The following is a 16,273-nucleotide window of genomic DNA, read 5'->3' as shown; positions in this document are numbered from 1 at the left end:
ACGGGAGCAGGCGCCGCCAGCTGAGGCCGACCGGCCTCACGAGAACTGCGCGAAGAACCTCCAGATCTCACCCTTGGTCCAGGTCGTGATGCCGCTCTCGGCGTAGGTGCCGTCCACCGGGCCCGGCATGTGACCGTTGTCGTACGCGGCCCACTGCACCGGGTAACCAGCCCGGCAACCGGAGTACGTGGTCGTGACGTGCGTGCGGCTGCCGGCTGCCGGCTCGCGCGGGCTCTGCGCGGTGCAGCCGTTGTTCCGGACGAACGTGTCGCGCAACGCCCGGCCGCCGGAGATGTTCAGGACGTTGTCCGAGATGCCGTGCAGCCCGAAGTACGCGATGGGCTGCGTGCCGCCGCTGCAACCGCTGATCTGCCCACCGGAGATGACCGCGACGGCGCGGAAAACGTTGGCCCGCGCGCAGGCGACGGCGTAGCTCATGCCGCCACCCCAGCTGAAGCCGAGGGCGAACCGCTGCCTCGGGTTGACGCAGAGGCTGCTCTCGATCCGGCTGATCATGTCGTCGACGAAGACGATGTCCTCACCGCCGGAGTTGCCCCAGCCGTTGCCGAACCCCTGGGGCGCGACCAGGATCGCGCTGTTGTTCGACTGCTCCTGCTGCCCGTAGTAGGACCACGCAGTGCCGCTGGTGCCACCCGAGGAGATCTCCTGCATGGTGCCGCCGCGCCAGTGGAACGCGAAGATCAGCCGGTAGGGGTTGCTGTTGTTGTAGTTGGTGGGCACCCGCAGGATGAAGGTGCGGCTCTTGCCGTTGCTCTGGATGGTGTGCGTGCCGCTGGCCAGCGTCGGTGCCTTGCCGCACCCACTGCCACCCGTCGGCGGCGGGTTGCTGCCGTCGGTGCGCACGAGCTGCCACTGCTGGTTGGAGCCGTTCCAGTCGGCGTACTGGACGACGTTGGCGCCGTCGGCGGTGGACGAGCCCTGCACCTCCACGGCCTTGCTGCTGTTGCGGTTGATCAGCCGGACGTAGCCGCCGTCCGAGTCGGCGAGCCGGAACTGCTGGTTGGTGCCGTTGTTGTCGGCCCACTGCACGATCGCCCCGCCGTCGGCGGTCGAGCGGCCGCTGACGTCGAGAACCTTGCCGGAGTGCCGGGACTTCACCCGGTAGAAGCCGTCACCGGAGTCGACGAACTGCCACTGCTGGTTCGCGCCGTTGTTGCGCGTCCACTGGCTGATCCGGGCGCCGTCGTTGGTGGCCGAGGAGACCAGATCCAACGCCTTGCCGCTGTTGCGGTTGACCAGGACGTACCAGGCGCTGGTGTCCACCGTCGCCGCCGCCGCGGGCGCCGCGTTGACCGCGACGAGCGTGCCGGCCGCCATGATCGCTGCCGCCGCCGCAGCCAAGCCGGACCGCCAGCGACGTCTCGGTGGAGAGGCGGGACGAACCTCACCGATGGCATTCATGGTCCACTCCTTTTATCGGGGTCACCCACGAGCGGAACGCACGCGCGTGGCCCTGGGGGTGCGTGCCAGCGTCTGGTGGTGGCGTCGGCACGTCGGGGGGTGCGGGCGGGATGCGGCCACCGGTGCACCTGCCCGGCCGTGCCGGCAGTCGACCTTGCGGCCGCGCCGCCCGCGTGGGGAAAATTAGCGCCCACAACGTCATACGTCAAACGACCGACGTCTATCGGGATCGGCTGCCCGGCACCGGCGCCAGGCCACCAACACGGGCCCAGACCAGGGGACATCGGCGGCGGCGAAACCCAGCCCTGAGCTGCACAGCCAGCTGATGCCGTGGCGGCCCGCCCCGCTGGACGGGACGGGCCACCACGGTTACCGAGCTGCCTCGCGACGGCTGTTATCCGATGCGGACCAGCTGCCACTGTTGGTTGTTTCCACCCCAGTCGGCGTACTGCACGATGTTGCCGCCGTCCGCGGTGGACGAGCCCTGCACCTCCACGGCCTTGTTGCTGTTGCGGTTGATCAGGCGCACGTAGCCGCCGCTCGACTCGGCGAGCCGGAACTGCTGGTTGGTGCCGTTGTTGTCGGACCACTGCACGATCGCGCCGCCGTCGGCGGTGGAGCGGCCGCTGACGTCGAGGACCTTGCCGGAGAGCCGGGACTTCACCCGGTAGAAGCCACCGCCGGAGTCGGTGAACTGCCACTGCTGGTTGGCGCCGTTGTTCCGTGACCACTGGCTGATCCGGGCGCCGTCGTTGGTGGCCGAGGCGTACACGTCCAGCGCCTTGCCGCTGTTGCGGTTGAGCAACACGTACCAGGCGCTGGTGTCCACGCCGGTGCCCGGCGGGGGCGTGGTGGGCGGGGTCGAGCCGCCGTTGAGGGTGTCCAGGACGGAGTTGTACGCGGCCTTCTTGTTGCCCGACCGGTCGAAGAGCAGGGCGTTGTCGTCGCCGCGCCAGGAGTCGCTGTCGCGCACGCCCCAGGTGGTGATGCCGGTGCAGCGCGCAACGGCCAGGCAGGCCCGGGTGACCCCGGCGTAGATGTTGGCCTGGTTGCCGCCGGTCATCACGTCCAGCTCGGTGATCTGCACGTCCACGCCGAGATCGGCGAAACGCTGCAGATTGGCCTGGTAGTCACTGGACAACGACGTGCCCAGGTGCGACTGGAAGCCCACGCAGTCGATCGGCACGTCACGGGACTTGAAGTCCCGCACCATGTTGTAGATCCCGGTCGACTTCGCGTTGATCCCGTCGGTGTTGTAGTCGTTGTAACACAACTTCGCAGCCGGATCCGCCGCCCGCGCCGCCCGGAACGCCGCCTCGATCCAGTCGTTGCCGGTACGCTGCAGGTTCGAGTCACGCCGTGCACCGCTGTTACCGTCGGCGAACGCCTCGTTCACCACGTCCCACGCGTAGATCTTGCCCTTGAAGTGGGTCGCGACCTGCGTGACGTGGTTCATCATCGCGCTGCGCAACGCGCTGCCGGACATGTCCCGCGCCCAAACCGGCTGCTGCTGATACCACAACAGCGCGTGGCCCCGCACACTCTGGCCGTTGGCCTGCGCGTGCGCGACCAGCCGGTCACCACCGGTGTAGACGAATCGACCCTGCTGCGGCTCGGTCGCGTCCCACTTCATGTCGTTCTCGGCCACGACACTGTTGAACTCGCGGTTCAGGATCGTCACGTACTGGTTGTCGGAGAGCTTTTGCCCCGCGACGGCCGCGCCGAAGTAGCGGCCCTTCTCGGCCGCCGCCGCCTTCAGGGTCGTTCCGGCGCCGCTGGCCGTGGGGGCGAGCACCGCCGTCATGCCCGCGGTCAGTGCGACGGCGAGGGACGCCGCCGCCAGCAGAGTTCTCTTGGGTTTCATGTGGTTCCTTCTCAGTGGTGGTCGCAACGGTGGTGGTGACGTGCCACTTTCTTGCCAGAGTCGGTCCGGGCCATGATCACGACGCGCGCAGAGCGGTTGGCGGCGGTGCTGTCGGTGTCGACCGCGTCGACGGGCGTGCTGACACCTGTCGTCCGGCGGGCTGACGCCGCTGCCGAGGGTGCTCGATTGACGTCCGCATGCCCTGGGGGACGTCGTGATCGTGAGGTGCGACAGCGGCCCGCCCGGTGAGCCATCGCTGGCGTCCTCAATATCGAGGGTGAGCGATAACATGCCGTTCGTCAAGACGTAACATACGCCCGGATCGATGCAGTGGGGGTCGGGTTCCGCCGCCGCCTGCCTCGTCATCGCCATCCTGAGCGCAGCCCTGGCCAGGGGCTGATCGGCGTCACCGGCACCTCGCGGACGCGCGTTTCCCGGTGAAACTGTTATCGCTCACAGAACAGCGCGGCGTGACCCAGCGTCAACAGACGGCTCCGCCGTGCGCCGGACCCGCCGGGCCCTCGTCGAGACGTACTCCGGCGAGGATGTCGGCGGTGGTGTGGGCCTCGATGCCCGGTTGCTCGTCGTCGGTGAACCGCGTGACGACGGCCCGGACGTGCCGCTCGGCGGGTGCCGCGAGGCCGTCGTAGACGGCCCCGAACAACTCCCGCGCCGGCCTCCTGAGCCACTTCTTCGGCAGGAGTTCCACCGGCAGCTGCGGATCGAGGACGGGAAAACGCCGGAAGGTGTCCATGACCTCGGTGCGGGCCCGCACCGCGGCCGCACCGTCGATCTCCCCGGCCGCCACCCGGGGCAACACCGGTGTCCAGCGCTGGAGGAACGCCCGATAACTGCGGGTGATCGCCTCGATGTCCCAGGCCTCGATCGGGGCACGGTGGATGGCCGACTCCAGTGCGGTCTGCCGGCCACGGAACACCGTGACGGCGCCGAGGGTGAGCTGGTCGAGCTGCGCCCGGGCCGCCGGGGTCAGGTCGTCCGGCGAGATCCACAGCCCGTCGTACAACGGCGCGTAGCCGAGCCACCGCAGCTGCGCACGCAGGGCCCGTCGCTGCGTGCTCAGCTGCTGCGGCAGCGAGAAGGCGACGACGGTCCAGCACCCGTCCCACGGCACCGTCGAGCTGGTCGAGGCGAGGATCCAGTGGCCGCCAGCGGAGAGGTTGGCGGCGGCCGCGCGGCTGAGCCGGTAGGAGCTACGCCGGCCCAGCCGGCTGCCCTCCAGGACACCGCGGCGGGCCAGCCGACTGATCGCGGTACGCGCGCCCGCCGTGGTCACCCCGGTCTCCGCCAGCAGCGCGACGATGGCGGCGGACGGGAGCGCGGCACGGGTTCGCAGGGTGTAGTCAGCCAGCAGGGTCACCGCGACGCCCTGCGGCGAGTTGCCGACCTGACGTCGGGGCAGCCGGAGCGGGTGGTCTCCGTCGTCGGGATAGATCTCGTCGATGTCGAAGGGGCTTGCCACAGACGCTCCGTGCTCTTCAGGGACGGTACGACGACTGTAGACGGACCGCTGTCGATCCGGCCGGTACGGCCAATCCTCGATAGAAGTACATCGATTGACACTTGTTGGTCCGAGGGGAACACTAATCGTCACGCGATGCGGTCCTCCAGTCGGGCACGGCGAGCCACCGGTAGCGGGCATCGCGCGGTCACCGCGGGCATCGGGCACACCCGCGACCGGATCGCGCGGCCGACCACAGCCTGCACAGGCAATCGAAGGAGTCGTCCGTTGAGAATCAGAAGGAAACTGCTGCTCACCCTGGCCATGTCACTGGTGGCGGCCGGCCTGGCCATCCCCGCGATCCAACCCGCGTACGCGGCATCGCTGACCGAGGTGACGAGCTTCGGTGACAACCCCGGCCGGATGCGCATGCACGTCTACGTGCCGGACAACCGCCCGGCCCGGCCGGCGACGATCGTGGCCATGCACGGCTGCGGCGGGTCCGGCCCCGGCTTCTACTCCGGCAGCGAGTTCGCCAGCCTGGCCGACCGGTACGGGTTCATCGTCATCTACCCGTCCGCGACCCAGCAGGCCGGGTTCGGCAACTGCTTCGACGTCTGGTCGGACGCGGCCAAGCGGCGTGGCGGCGGCAGCGACCCGGTGTCGATCATCTCGATGGTCCGGCACGTGCAACAGCAGTACGCCGCCGACCCGGACCGGGTCTACGCCACCGGCAGCTCCTCCGGCGGCATGATGACCAACCACATGCTGGCTCTCTACCCCGACGTGTTCAAGGCCGGCGCCGCGTTCATGGGGGTGCCGTACAACTGCTTCGCCAACGCGGCCGACTTCCCACCCACCAGCAGCCAGTGCACCGGCGGAAACATGAACCGCACGCCGCAACAGTGGGGCGACGCGGTCCGCCAGGCGTACCCCGGCTACTCCGGGCCCCGCCCGCGCGTCCAGTTGTGGCACGGCACCAACGACACCCTCGTGCCGTACTCGCTGCTGCAGGAGACGATCGAGCAGTGGACGAACGTGTTCGGGCTGAGCCAGACACCCACCTCCACCGACACGCCGCAGCCGAACTGGAACCGGCGCAGGTACGCCGACAGCAGCGGCACGGTTCAGGTCGAGGCGTACAGCATCCAGGGCGCCGGGCACAGCCTGCCCGCCAGCGGCATGGCCGCGTCCGCCATCGGGTTCTTCGGCCTGACCAGCCCGCCCAACCCGACGACGCCACCCCCGAACCCGACCACGCCACCCCCGAACCCGACCACGCCACCGCCCAACCCGACCACGCCACCGCCCAACCCGACCACGCCGCCGCCGGACTCCGGTGCCTGCCGGGTGACAGTCGCCGTCAACGCCTGGAACAACGGGCTGACCGAGAACATCACCGTCACCAACACCGGCACCAGCGCCGTCAACGGCTGGTCCCTGGTGTTCACCCTGCCCGGCGGGCAGACCATCACGTCGGGCTGGAACGCCTCCTACTCCCCGAACTCCGGACAGGTGACGGCCAGGAACGTCGCATACAACGGCGGCATCCCCAGCAACGGATCAGTGACCGTGGGCTTCCAGGCCACGCACACCGGTAACACCGCCAAACCGACCTCGTTCACCCTCAACGGCGCCTCCTGCTCGGTGGCCTGACACCGGGCGGCATCGACGAGCACGTGCGCCGGTCACCAGCTCGTGGTGACCGGCGCACGTGTGGTCGGGCTACCGGTAGCCGGCGCTCACGATGCTGGCCTGCACCGCGGCCTCGGTCGCGTCGGACGGGTACCCGGCGACCATGGCCCCCTCGTAGAAGGTGCCGGCGCTCAGGTTCGCGCCGCCGTCGGGCTTGCAGCAGTCACCGCCACTGCCCAGGATGATCGCACCCTGCTTCTTCATCGGGCTGTAGCCCGGCGGGAGCGAGCCGTCGTACAGCGTGTAGAGGCTGCCGGACGTGGCGTCGCTGCCCTTGATGGCGAAGCGGGACGTGCCGTTGTTCTTCAGCGTTGCGGTGACGAACTTGCTGGTGAAGGCGCGCTGGTTCGGGTTCCAGCTCTGGCTGCCGCCGGGGAAGAGACCCCACTCGAGGTCTGCCTGCACCCACGGGCCGCTGCCCGAGCAGCCGCCGAACCAACACTGCTTGCTGAAGTTGATGGCGTCCATCGCACCGGCGGCGTCGGCCTTGCGCGTCGTCTCGCTGTTGCCGTAGTCGAAGCAGCAGCCGCTGTTGACGTGGGTGCCGCTGGTGACCATGTACATGCCCTCGGGCGCGGCGCCGGTCGGCACCCCGGTGAGGTGCCCGTCACGCCAGTAGCTGTTGCCGGGGTTGATGTAGAGCGAGTACGCCTTGGCGCCGCCCACGCTCAGCGACTCGGTCGTCGCGACCGCCGGCCTGCTCTGCGGGCTGCCCGGAACCACGCTGGACCCCTGGTACCACAGGTCGTTGCCGCGCCCGGACTGGTCGTAGACCACGGTGATCACGCAGGTGGTGCCGGCGCAGAACGAGTCCTGCGTCGCCGCGTTGGCGGTGCCGCCCGTGCCGGTCAGCCCGACGTTGCGGGTCGTGTTGTCCGACGAGCGTCGCACCTGGTAGAGGTTGCCGGCGTACGACGCGAGGAGGGCCCGGGTCGTGCTGTGCGCCGCGATGCACGGCGTGCCGCCGGAGGCGTAGATGTCGCACGGGCGCGAGCCGCTCGGCGGCGGGCTGGTCGGCGGTGCGGAGGTCGGCGGTACGGAGGTCGGCGGCGTGTTCGGCGAGGCCCACTGCTGATTGGCGCCACCGTTGCAGGCCCAGAGGATGATCTTGGTGCCGTTCGCGGTGGCGGCGCCGTTGGCGTCGAGGCAGAGCCCGGACTGCACGCCGGTGATGGTGCCGTTGCTGTTGACGTTCCACTGCTGGTTGTTCTGGCCGTTGCAGTCCCAGATGATCGCCTGGGTGCCGTTGGTGGTGCCCCGGCCGGAGGCGTCCAGGCACTTGTTGCCGTACACCTGGAGTTGCTTGCTCGACGTCCAGGTCCAGGTCTGGCCGGCGGCGCCGTTGCAGTCCCAGAGCTGCGCCTGGGTGCCGTTGGTGGTGCTGGAGTTGGGCACTTCGAGACAGCGGCCGGACGGCGTGCCGACGACCGGGGTGCTCTGCCCCGGCTGGATGGTGGCCGCCGCGGCGGCCTCGGCGGCGAAGGGCGAACTGGTGGGGCTGGTGCCGACACCGACGCCGACGACGACGAGCACCCCGGCCAGGGCGCCGGCCAGGAGGGTCAAACGTCGGACGCGTTGGCGTCTCGGGATGAGGTCGTGGGCTGTTCCTGGCCCACTACGGGACGGGGTTCGCACGCGGTGGCTCCTCGGAGTCGTGGAAGCGCAGGGGGGTCGCGTCGACGCGCCACGGGCGGTGGTGGCGAGGGCGAATCGAATCAGCGAATCGTATGACCTTTGTTTTATTCATGTCAATGAATGTGGTGTTCGGTGACGCGCTGACTGCCGGGGCCGACAGCCAGCGCGTCACCTGCCCCCGGGACGACTACCGCCCCAGGAGCCGCCAGGTCTGGTTCAACGAGCCGTTCTGGTTGACCGCCTTGCAGGTCCACTGGATGACAGTTGCGCCAGCCGCCGTGGAAACGCCGTTGACATCCACACACTTGCCGCTGTGTCGGGCAACCAGCTGGTAGTCGTGCGAGTCGTTGCCCGAGTAGGTCACCCTGCGGAGGGTGAACTGCTGATTCGAGCTGTTCAGGCAGGTCCGCTGGCTCACGGCAGCACCGTCGGCGGTGGACGCCCCGTTGACCTCGAGGCACTTGCCGCTCTGCTGGTTGACCGCGGTGTAGGTGTTGGCCACCCCCGCGACCGGGCGGAAGTTCCAGAGCTGCTGGTCGCCGCCGTCGCAGTAGTTCTGCTGTTGGCCGTTGCCGTCGGCGGTGCTCAGGCCGGTGTTGTTGAGGCACTGCTGGGAGTGCTGGGCCACCGCCACCGACTGGAAGCCACCATCCGACGGGGGCAGCAGGGTGACGGCGTAGGTATCGGTCTGGTTGGTGTACGGCAGGGTCACTGTGGCGTTGTTGTTTGACACGCCGACCACGCTGTTCGAGACCGTGATCGGCCCCGGCACGGCACCACCGTTGTTGTGCGGGATGCGTTGGGTGAGCACCCGGACCTGGTTGTTCTGCACGATGCCGCTGGTGGTGTCCAGACCCTGCAGGTTGACGGTCAGGTTCCCGGTGGTCCGACCACCGCCGATCAGGATCTTGGCCACGCCGTCCGCCTTCGTGGCGTACGCGTCGTACGACTGGCTGGGGGTGACCCCGACGATCTGCCCGGTCTGGGAGGCGTAGAAGCGGTAGTTCCACCACTCACCCTTGGGCTGGTGCTGCCCGGCCGAGTTGCGGATCAACAGGTTGCCCAGGTCGTTGTGCAGGCTGCCGCCGCTGGCCCAGTTCGCCCGGAGGCCGTCGGCGCGGGCCCGCTCCAGACGGGCGATGTACCAGGCACCGTCGGCCGGGTTCTGCTCGTCGGGCGCGCCGTACTCGTTGATCTGGTAGGGCCGCGGGTGGGCGATGCCGCGCGGATCGAGGGTGGCGTTGGCGGCGGCGACGTTCGCGACCGGGTCACCCGGCAGTGAGTGCCAACTGATGATGTCCGGCACCGTGTTGGTCGAGCGGACGAAGTCCAGGTACTGGTTCCAGAAGGCGTGGTTCGTCGACGGGACGCAGGCACAGCTCGGCCCGACGATGAGCTGGCTGGGGAACTCCGTCCGGATGCGCTGGTAGGTGCGGCGCCACAGTTCGAGGTACTGGGAGATCGGGCGGTTCCAGAAGATGGTGATGTTGGGTTCGTTCCAGATGTCCCACTGCACGCTCAGTCCGGAGGCCCGGACGTCGCTGATGAGCCGGGTCAGGAAGTTGTCGTAGTCGGTCCAGTTGCCGTTGTCGCCGGGGAAGCGCGAGATCCCGGCGCCGTCGGCACCCCACAGGTCGTGCGGCAGGATGATGAACTTTCCGCCGAGGGCGGTGGTCCGACGCGCCTGGGCGAGTGTGGAGTTCCACCGGCGGTCGTACGTGCCGCCGACCCAGCCACTGCCGGGCAGCTGCGCGCCGCCGGCCCGCATGGCCTGGAACTTGACGTCTCGGTAGAAGTGGTCCGCCGGACCGCTGGCGTTCTCGGTCATGCCGTAGATCCAGCCGGACGCGCGGTAGGTCGGCGCGCCGTTGTCCGTGGCGAAGTTGACGCTTATCGACTCGTTGGCGGCCTGCGCCGGGGGCGCGGCGACGGTTACGGCGGCGGTGGCGGCGAGCAGGCCAACCACGAGTCGGGCGGCGAGCGCGCGGGCTCGGCCCGGCCTGCCGGGGGACGGGGTTTTCACGGGCGGCTCCTTGGTGGGGCGCGGGGGACGCTCTCCGGAGGGCAGCTTGCGAATCGATTCGCACGGATCGTAGGACCAGGAACTGAACGATGTCAATGAAGTGACGACCCGGTGAAGGTGGCGTTTCACAGCGCAACCTTCAGAACCTCCGCGCATCTCTTGACCAGGCGCCAGGGGCGGACCTATCTTCGTGCGAACCGATTTGTCGAATCGGTTCGCCTCATGGTCGGACGACGTCCGACCCGCGACGGTCAACCCGCACACCCCACCTGACATCGACTGAAGTGAGGCACCACATGACAGGATTCAGTCGTCGACGGCGCCTGGCCGCCGTCGCCGTGATAGCGCTCGCCGCAGTGACAGGCAGTGCCTGCTCGTCGTCCGACGGAGGGTCCGGCGACGGCGGCGGCGCGTACCTCGTCTGGGACCCGTACCCGCAGTTCGCCAACGACTCCGAGTGGGTCGCACTGCTCAAGAAGTGCGGCACCTCGGCGGGGGCGGCGACTGTCGAGCGGACCGGCTACGACACCACCGACCTGACCAACAAGGCGCTGCTCGCCGCCCAGCAGGGCAACTCGCCGGACGTGCTGATCGTGGACAACCCGGTCATCTCGACACTGGCCGAGGCCGGCGCGCTCACCACCACCGAGGACAACAAGCTCGACGTCTCGGCCATGGCCCCGAACCTGCTCGGCGCCGGTCAGAGCGCGGGCAAGACGTACGGGGTGCCGATCGGGGCGAACACCCTCGCCCTCTACTACAACAAGGACCTGCTGACCGCCGCCGGCGTCGATCCGGCCTCGATCAAGGACTGGGCGTCGCTGACCACGGCACTGACCAAGGTCAAGGCCAAGGGGAAGAAGGGCATCACCTTCTCCGCGATCGGCACCGAGGAGGGCAGCTTCCAGTTCCTGCCCTGGTTCTGGGGGTCGGGAGCCCAGCTGACCAGCCTGGACTCGCCGCAGTCGGTGTCCGCGTTGACGCTCTGGACCGACTGGCTCCGGCAGGGCCTCGCCCCCAACTCGGTCATCAACAACACCCAGACCACGAGTTGGCAGGAGTTCGCCACCGGCGACTTCGCGTTCGCCGAGAACGGCACCTGGCAGCTCGCCAACGCGGAGAAGCTCGGCTTCTCCTACGGCACCATCGCGATCCCGGCCAACGCGGGCGGCCCGGCACCGGCGCCCACCGGCGGTGAGTTCGTCTCCATCCCGGTGCAGAAGAAGACCAGCAGGTACGAGACGTCGCAGAAGATCGTCGCCTGCCTCACCAACGCCGACAACCTCCTCACCACCGACACCACGCTGTCCTACGTCGCGCCCGTCGCCGCCGTGCAGGATCGACAGGCGACCGCGGACCCCAAGCTCAAGGTCTGGGTGGAGGCGGTCCGGGCAGCCAAGGGTCGCACCGGTGACAACCTCGGTACGAAGTACCCGAAGATCTCGGAATCCCTGTGGACCGCGGTGCAGGCGGCCCTCAGCGGTGGGAAGTCACCGAAGGACGCGCTGACCGCCGCCCAGGCCGCGACCAGGTAGCCGCGCCGAACCGACACCATGCTCCCCACGACACCCAGCTCCACTGCCGCACCGGACCAGGGCGGGGCGGCCAAGGCCGCCCCGCCCGGGCCTCCCCCGTCCCGCACCCGCCGGCCCAGCCGATGGCTCGCGTGGGCCTTCCTGGCGCCCGTCACCCTCTACCTGTCGGCCTTCTACGCCTACCCGCTCTATCGCAACCTCGACCTGAGCCTGCGCGAGTACACGGTCCGTTCGTTCGTGCAGGGCGGTGCGCCCTTCGCTGGCTTCGACAACTACCGGACGGTCCTGACCGACCCGGCGTTCGGATCCACCCTGGCGCACACCCTGACCTTCACTGCCGCGTCGCTCGTCTTCCAGTTCAGCATCGGCATGGCGCTGGCGCTCTTCTTCCACCAGCACTTCCCGTTGTCCGCCACGTTGCGGGCGCTGTTCCTCGTACCGTGGCTGCTGCCGCTGATCGTCTCGGCCTCGACCTGGTCGTGGCTGCTCAACAGCGATTCGGGGCTGGTCAACGCGGCACTCGGCGTCGTGGGGATCGACCAGGTCAACTGGCTCACCTCGCCGGGCTGGTCGCTCACCTCGGTGATCATCGCCAACATCTGGATCGGCATCCCGTTCAACCTGGTGGTCCTGTACAGCGGGCTACAGGCGATCCCGGTCGAGATGTACGAGGCGTCCGCGCTGGACGGCGCGTCGAGCTGGCAACGGTTCTGGGGGATCACCTTCCCGCTGCTGCGCCCCGTCTCCGCGATCACGCTGCTGCTGGGGCTGGTCTACACGCTGAAGGTCTTCGACATCATCTGGATCATGACCAAGGGTGGGCCGAGCGACTCCTCCGCGACGCTCGCGACCTGGTCGTACCGACTCGGCTTCGGCAACCTGCTGCCCGAGTTCGGTCCGGGTGCGGCCGTCGGCAACCTGCTCATCGTGATGGCCCTGGTCGCCGGGCTCGTCTACATCAGGATCCAGCGGAGGCAGAACCTGTCATGACCACCTCCACTCCCCGGGTCTGGTGGAAGACCGCCGTCGGCCTGGTGCTGACCGGGCTGATGCTCTTCCCCGTCTACTGGATGATCAACGTGTCGTTCACCCGGGACCAGGACATGCGGGCCAGCCCGCCGCACCTGTTCCCGACCAACGGCACGCTGGACGGCTACCGGGCCGTCCTCGACCAACAGTTGCCGTACCTCGGCACCAGCTTCCTGGTCGGTCTCGGCACGGTGGTGCTCACCGTGGCGCTGGCCGCCCCCGCCGGCTACGCGCTGGCGAAGCTGCGGCCACCCGGCGGCACCGCACTGAGCTTCGTCCTGCTGATCGCGCAGATGATCCCGGGCATCATCATGGCGATGGGCTTCTACGCCATCTATCTCAGTCTCGGCATTCTCAACACGCTGCCCGGCCTGATCCTGGCCGACTCGACACTGGCGGTGCCGTTCGGCGTGCTGATCTTCACGGCCTTCATGTCCGGGATCCCCGACGAGCTGCTCCAGGCCGCCGTCGTCGACGGCGCCAGCCGGCTGCGGACCTTCTGGTCGGTCGTGCTCCCGATCAGCCGCAACTCGATCGTCACGGTGTCGCTGTTCGCGTTCCTGTGGTCGTGGTCGGACTTCATCTTCGCCTCGACACTCGCCGGTGGCGGCGACCGGCAGCCCATCACCCTCGGCATCTACCACTACATCGGCAACAACAACCAGCAGTGGAACGCCATCATGGCCACCGCTGTCGTCGCCTCCATCCCCGCCGCGGTGCTGCTCATCCTGGCCCAGCGCTACGTCTCGATGGGCGTGACCGCCGGCGCCGTCAAGGACTGACCACCCGCAGCACAGAAAGGCACCCGCCACCCATGACCGTCGTCCCGTCCGGTCCGGAGTTCCCCGTCCAGGACATCCCGTTCAGCTACCGAGGATCCTGGTTCAACATCTCCCCGGTGGTAGCCGAGAAGACGTACGCCGACGATCTGCACCTGGTCTCCCACCAGACCGGGCTCCACGCCGTGCTCCGGCTCTCCCCCGCGGTCGCCGGCACCACTGTCGTCGCCACACCCGCGCTGCTGACCTGGCGAAACGGCGCCGACCGGATCGAGGCGGTCTACGACGGGCCGGACACCCTGCGGATCCGGGGCCGACGGCTCGGCCTGCGGGTGGCCGCGGCCGCCGCCACCCTCACCCCGTTCAGCGGCACCTACCTCTACCACGATCCGGTCGACGGCTCCCACGTGTTCACCTCGTACGAGACCGGGCGCCGTTACCGGATCACCGTGCTCTCCGGTGCGCTCCAGCGCACCGACGGTGTCGAGGCGCTCGGCACCGCGGACCGACACGTCGACCTCCCCGGCGACCAGCCCTGGGAGATCGCGATCGAGGAGTACGCCACCGCCCGCCGCCCGTACGTCGGATCCGCCACCTTCGACCAGCTGTGCCGCGACCGGGTCGCCGAGTTCACCGCGTTCGTCGACGCGGTCGCGCCGTGGCGTGGCGCGGAGACCCCGGCCGCCGAGCTGGCCGCCTACGTGCTGTGGTCGGCCACCGTCGGCCCGGCGGGCTTCGTCACCCGCCCCGCGGTCCTGATGTCCAAGCACTGGATGGACAAGGTGTGGAGCTGGGACCACTGCTTCAACGCGATCGCCCTGGCCGCCGGCGAGCCGGAGCTGGCCTGGCACCAGTTCCACCTGCCCTTCGACCACCAGGACGAGGCCGGCGCGCTCCCCGACTCGGTCACGCACTCCGAGGTCCTGCACAACTACGTCAAGCCTCCCATCCACGGCTGGGCCCTGCACCACCTGCGTCGACGCCTTCCCCAGCCACTGGACCGGGCGGCACTGGCGCAGACGTACGACCGGCTGGCCCGCTGGACCCGGTTCTGGCTCGACGCCCGTCGGGCCCCCGGCCAGGAGCTGCCCCACTACCAGCACGGCAACGACAGCGGTTGGGACAACGCGACCACCTTCGACGGCAGCCGGGTCCTCCAGACGGCCGACCTGGCCGCGTTCCTGGTGTCCCAGCTTCGCTGCCTCGCCGCCCTCGCCACCGAGCTGGGTGAGCCCGCCGACCAGTGGTCCCGGGAGGCCGACCGGGTCCATGGCGCCATGCTGCGGGACCTGTGGGACGGCGAACGCTTCGCCGCCCGCAACCCGCACACCGGCCAGCGGCGGACGAGTCGGAGCCTGCTCGACCTGATGCCCGTCGCGCTCGGTGCCGACCTACCCGCTCCGGTCGCCGTCGCACTGGCCCGGGGCGTCGAAACCCACCTGACCACGCACGGGTTGGCCACCGAGCCGGTCGACTCGGCGCACTATCTCGCCGACGGCTACTGGCGTGGCCCGATCTGGGCGCCCTCCACCGTGCTGGTCGAGGACGGCCTGCGGCGGGCCGGGCAGACCAGGGTCGCCGACGAGATCAGCCGACGCTTCCTCGCGCTGTGTGAGAAGTCCGGGTTCGCGGAGAACTTCGACGCCGAAACCGGGGCCGGGCTCCGGGACCGCGCGTACACCTGGACCGCCAGCAGCTATCTCATCCTCGCCGCCGGTCAGGAGGAACGGCGGGTCACGAGGAGGTAGCCGCGTCGGCTCCGCGGCCCCGGACCGGCCCGGTGCTCAGGCGCAGCGAGATGGGCGGGCTGTACAGCCGGTGCCGTGGCACGGCGCCCGGGGCGGCGATGCTCTCCAGCAACAGCGACACCGCCTCGGCGCCCATCTCGACCATTGGGACGTCCGCGGCGGTCAACGGCGGGCGGAAGTCCTCCGCCCAGTGCTGGGCGGCGACGCCGGTGACGGAGAAGTCCCGCGGCACGGACAGACCGGCGCCGGTCAGCGCGCGCTGCATGCCGGGCAGCGCGGCCTCGTTGATGGTGGCGATGGCCGTGACGTCGGGATGTGTCACGAGCAGCTGTTCCACGCACGCCTCGCCGGAGGCCGTGTCGTCGCCGCAGCAGACCTCCACGCCGGTCAGCCCCCGGTCCGCCGCCGCCGCCCGGAAACCGGTGAGCGCTCGATGGCTGGGGCCGTAACCCGCTGCCACCAACTCGGCGGAGCGGTTGACCAGGGCCACGTGCCGGTGCCCCAAGTCGGCCAGGTGGTGCACACAGCGGGCGATCAGCCCGGAATAGTCGATGTCGATCCAGCTCATGTCGTGCGGCTCGGCGATCCGCCCGATCGTGACGAACGGCAGACCAGTCTTGGTCAGGCGGGTCACCCGGTCGTCCTCCAGGCGGATCTCCATCAGGACCACCCCGTCCACCCGGCGCCCGGTGACGATCCGCTCGAACGACCGGTCGTGGTCACCCCCGGACGGGGACAGCAGCACGTCGAGATCGTGGCGCGCGGCCGCCTCGACGACACTGGCGACGAAGCCCAACTGCATGTCGGTCAACCGCTGGCTGGCCGGGGGGATCACCAGCCCGAGGGTGCGGGTGCGACCCTCCTTGAGCGCGCGGGCGCTGGCGTTCGGTCGGTAGTCCAGCTCGTCGATGACCGCCTGGATCCGCTGCCGGGTCCCCGCCGAGACGGTCCGTTTCCCGCTCAGGACGTAGGAGACGGTGCTGCGGGACACCCCCGCCCGGCGGGCGATCTCCCCGATGTTCATGCCGCGCCCTCGAATCGATTCTTGCCCCGACACGGGCACGCACCATCATTCCCTGACGAG

Annotated in this window: 11 protein-coding genes; 5 read left to right on the top strand and 6 right to left on the bottom strand. The window is 69.3% G+C overall.

Features of this window, described 5'->3' with window-relative positions; all coding sequences use genetic code 11:
• Positions 1 to 36 precede the first annotated feature (36 nt).
• The 3 genes from AB0B57_RS04980 to AB0B57_RS04970 form a co-directional block, all read right to left on the bottom strand.
• Positions 37 to 1,422, bottom strand: a complete 1,386-nt coding sequence (locus AB0B57_RS04980) for an RICIN domain-containing protein (protein WP_357065199.1) — start codon at positions 1,420 to 1,422, stop codon at positions 37 to 39.
• 394 nt (positions 1,423 to 1,816) lie between these two features.
• Positions 1,817 to 3,286: an endo-1,4-beta-xylanase gene (locus AB0B57_RS04975; RefSeq protein ID WP_357065197.1), complete on the bottom strand. Its 1,470-nt coding sequence runs from the start codon at positions 3,284 to 3,286 to the stop codon at positions 1,817 to 1,819.
• A 481-nt stretch (positions 3,287 to 3,767) separates the two neighbouring features.
• Entirely contained in the window at positions 3,768 to 4,766 is a 999-nt protein-coding gene (locus AB0B57_RS04970) for a PaaX family transcriptional regulator C-terminal domain-containing protein (protein ID WP_357065195.1), read from the bottom strand.
• Positions 4,767 to 5,033: 267 nt separating this feature from the next.
• Between AB0B57_RS04970 and AB0B57_RS04965 the strand changes: the two genes are divergently transcribed.
• Entirely contained in the window at positions 5,034 to 6,401 is a 1,368-nt protein-coding gene (locus AB0B57_RS04965) for a PHB depolymerase family esterase (protein ID WP_357065194.1), read from the top strand.
• A gap of 69 nt (positions 6,402 to 6,470) precedes the next feature.
• On the opposite strand, the gene AB0B57_RS04960 is transcribed toward AB0B57_RS04965, so the two are convergent.
• Entirely contained in the window at positions 6,471 to 8,075 is a 1,605-nt protein-coding gene (locus tag AB0B57_RS04960) for an arabinofuranosidase catalytic domain-containing protein (RefSeq protein WP_357065193.1), read from the bottom strand.
• Between the two features lie 187 nt (positions 8,076 to 8,262).
• On the bottom strand, positions 8,263 to 10,098 hold the full coding sequence (locus AB0B57_RS04955) for an RICIN domain-containing protein (RefSeq protein ID WP_357065191.1): 1,836 nt from the start codon (positions 10,096 to 10,098) through the stop codon (positions 8,263 to 8,265).
• A gap of 296 nt (positions 10,099 to 10,394) precedes the next feature.
• Here AB0B57_RS04955 and AB0B57_RS04950 point away from each other — a divergent pair, with 296 nt between their 5' ends.
• The 4 genes from AB0B57_RS04950 to AB0B57_RS04935 are packed head-to-tail and all read left to right on the top strand — an operon-like array spanning position 10,395 to position 15,189.
• The gene (locus tag AB0B57_RS04950; protein ID WP_357065189.1) at positions 10,395 to 11,633 is read left to right on the top strand and encodes an extracellular solute-binding protein; all 1,239 of its coding nucleotides are present in this window, start codon (positions 10,395 to 10,397) and stop codon (positions 11,631 to 11,633) included.
• 18 nt (positions 11,634 to 11,651) lie between these two features.
• The gene (locus AB0B57_RS04945; RefSeq protein ID WP_357065187.1) at positions 11,652 to 12,623 is read left to right on the top strand and encodes a sugar ABC transporter permease; all 972 of its coding nucleotides are present in this window, start codon (positions 11,652 to 11,654) and stop codon (positions 12,621 to 12,623) included.
• The gene (locus AB0B57_RS04940) at positions 12,620 to 13,444 is read left to right on the top strand and encodes a carbohydrate ABC transporter permease (RefSeq protein WP_357065186.1); all 825 of its coding nucleotides are present in this window, start codon (positions 12,620 to 12,622) and stop codon (positions 13,442 to 13,444) included. Before AB0B57_RS04945 ends, AB0B57_RS04940 begins: the two co-directional genes overlap by 4 nt.
• Positions 13,445 to 13,476: 32 nt before the next feature.
• Positions 13,477 to 15,189 (top strand): trehalase family glycosidase, encoded by a 1,713-nt coding sequence (locus AB0B57_RS04935; protein ID WP_357065184.1) that lies wholly within the window; start codon positions 13,477 to 13,479, stop codon positions 15,187 to 15,189.
• On the opposite strand, the gene AB0B57_RS04930 is transcribed toward AB0B57_RS04935, so the two are convergent.
• Positions 15,176 to 16,213, bottom strand: coding sequence for a LacI family DNA-binding transcriptional regulator (locus AB0B57_RS04930; RefSeq protein WP_357065183.1), 1,038 nt, complete (start codon positions 16,211 to 16,213; stop codon positions 15,176 to 15,178). The two genes, AB0B57_RS04935 and AB0B57_RS04930, sit on opposite strands and share 14 nt — an antisense overlap.
• Between the last annotated feature and the right edge of the window lie 60 nt (positions 16,214 to 16,273).

Source organism: Micromonospora sp. NPDC049101, assembly GCF_040648675.1.
Lineage (GTDB): Bacteria > Actinomycetota > Actinomycetes > Mycobacteriales > Micromonosporaceae > Micromonospora.
This window is presented reverse-complemented; position numbering and strand designations above follow the sequence as displayed.

Bases quoted from the DNA above. Each gene is read 5' to 3' on its own strand.
- AB0B57_RS04980 (WP_357065199.1), bottom strand. From the start codon at position 1,422: ATGAATGCCATCGGTGAGGTTCGTCCCGCCTCTCCACCGAGACGTCGC.
- AB0B57_RS04975 (WP_357065197.1), bottom strand. From the start codon at position 3,286: ATGAAACCCAAGAGAACTCTGCTGGCGGCGGCGTCCCTCGCCGTCGCA.
- AB0B57_RS04950 (WP_357065189.1), top strand. From the start codon at position 10,395: ATGACAGGATTCAGTCGTCGACGGCGCCTGGCCGCCGTCGCCGTGATA.
- AB0B57_RS04945 (WP_357065187.1), top strand. From the start codon at position 11,652: ATGCTCCCCACGACACCCAGCTCCACTGCCGCACCGGACCAGGGCGGG.
- AB0B57_RS04940 (WP_357065186.1), top strand. From the start codon at position 12,620: ATGACCACCTCCACTCCCCGGGTCTGGTGGAAGACCGCCGTCGGCCTG.
- AB0B57_RS04935 (WP_357065184.1), top strand. From the start codon at position 13,477: ATGACCGTCGTCCCGTCCGGTCCGGAGTTCCCCGTCCAGGACATCCCG.
- AB0B57_RS04930 (WP_357065183.1), bottom strand. From the start codon at position 16,213: ATGAACATCGGGGAGATCGCCCGCCGGGCGGGGGTGTCCCGCAGCACC.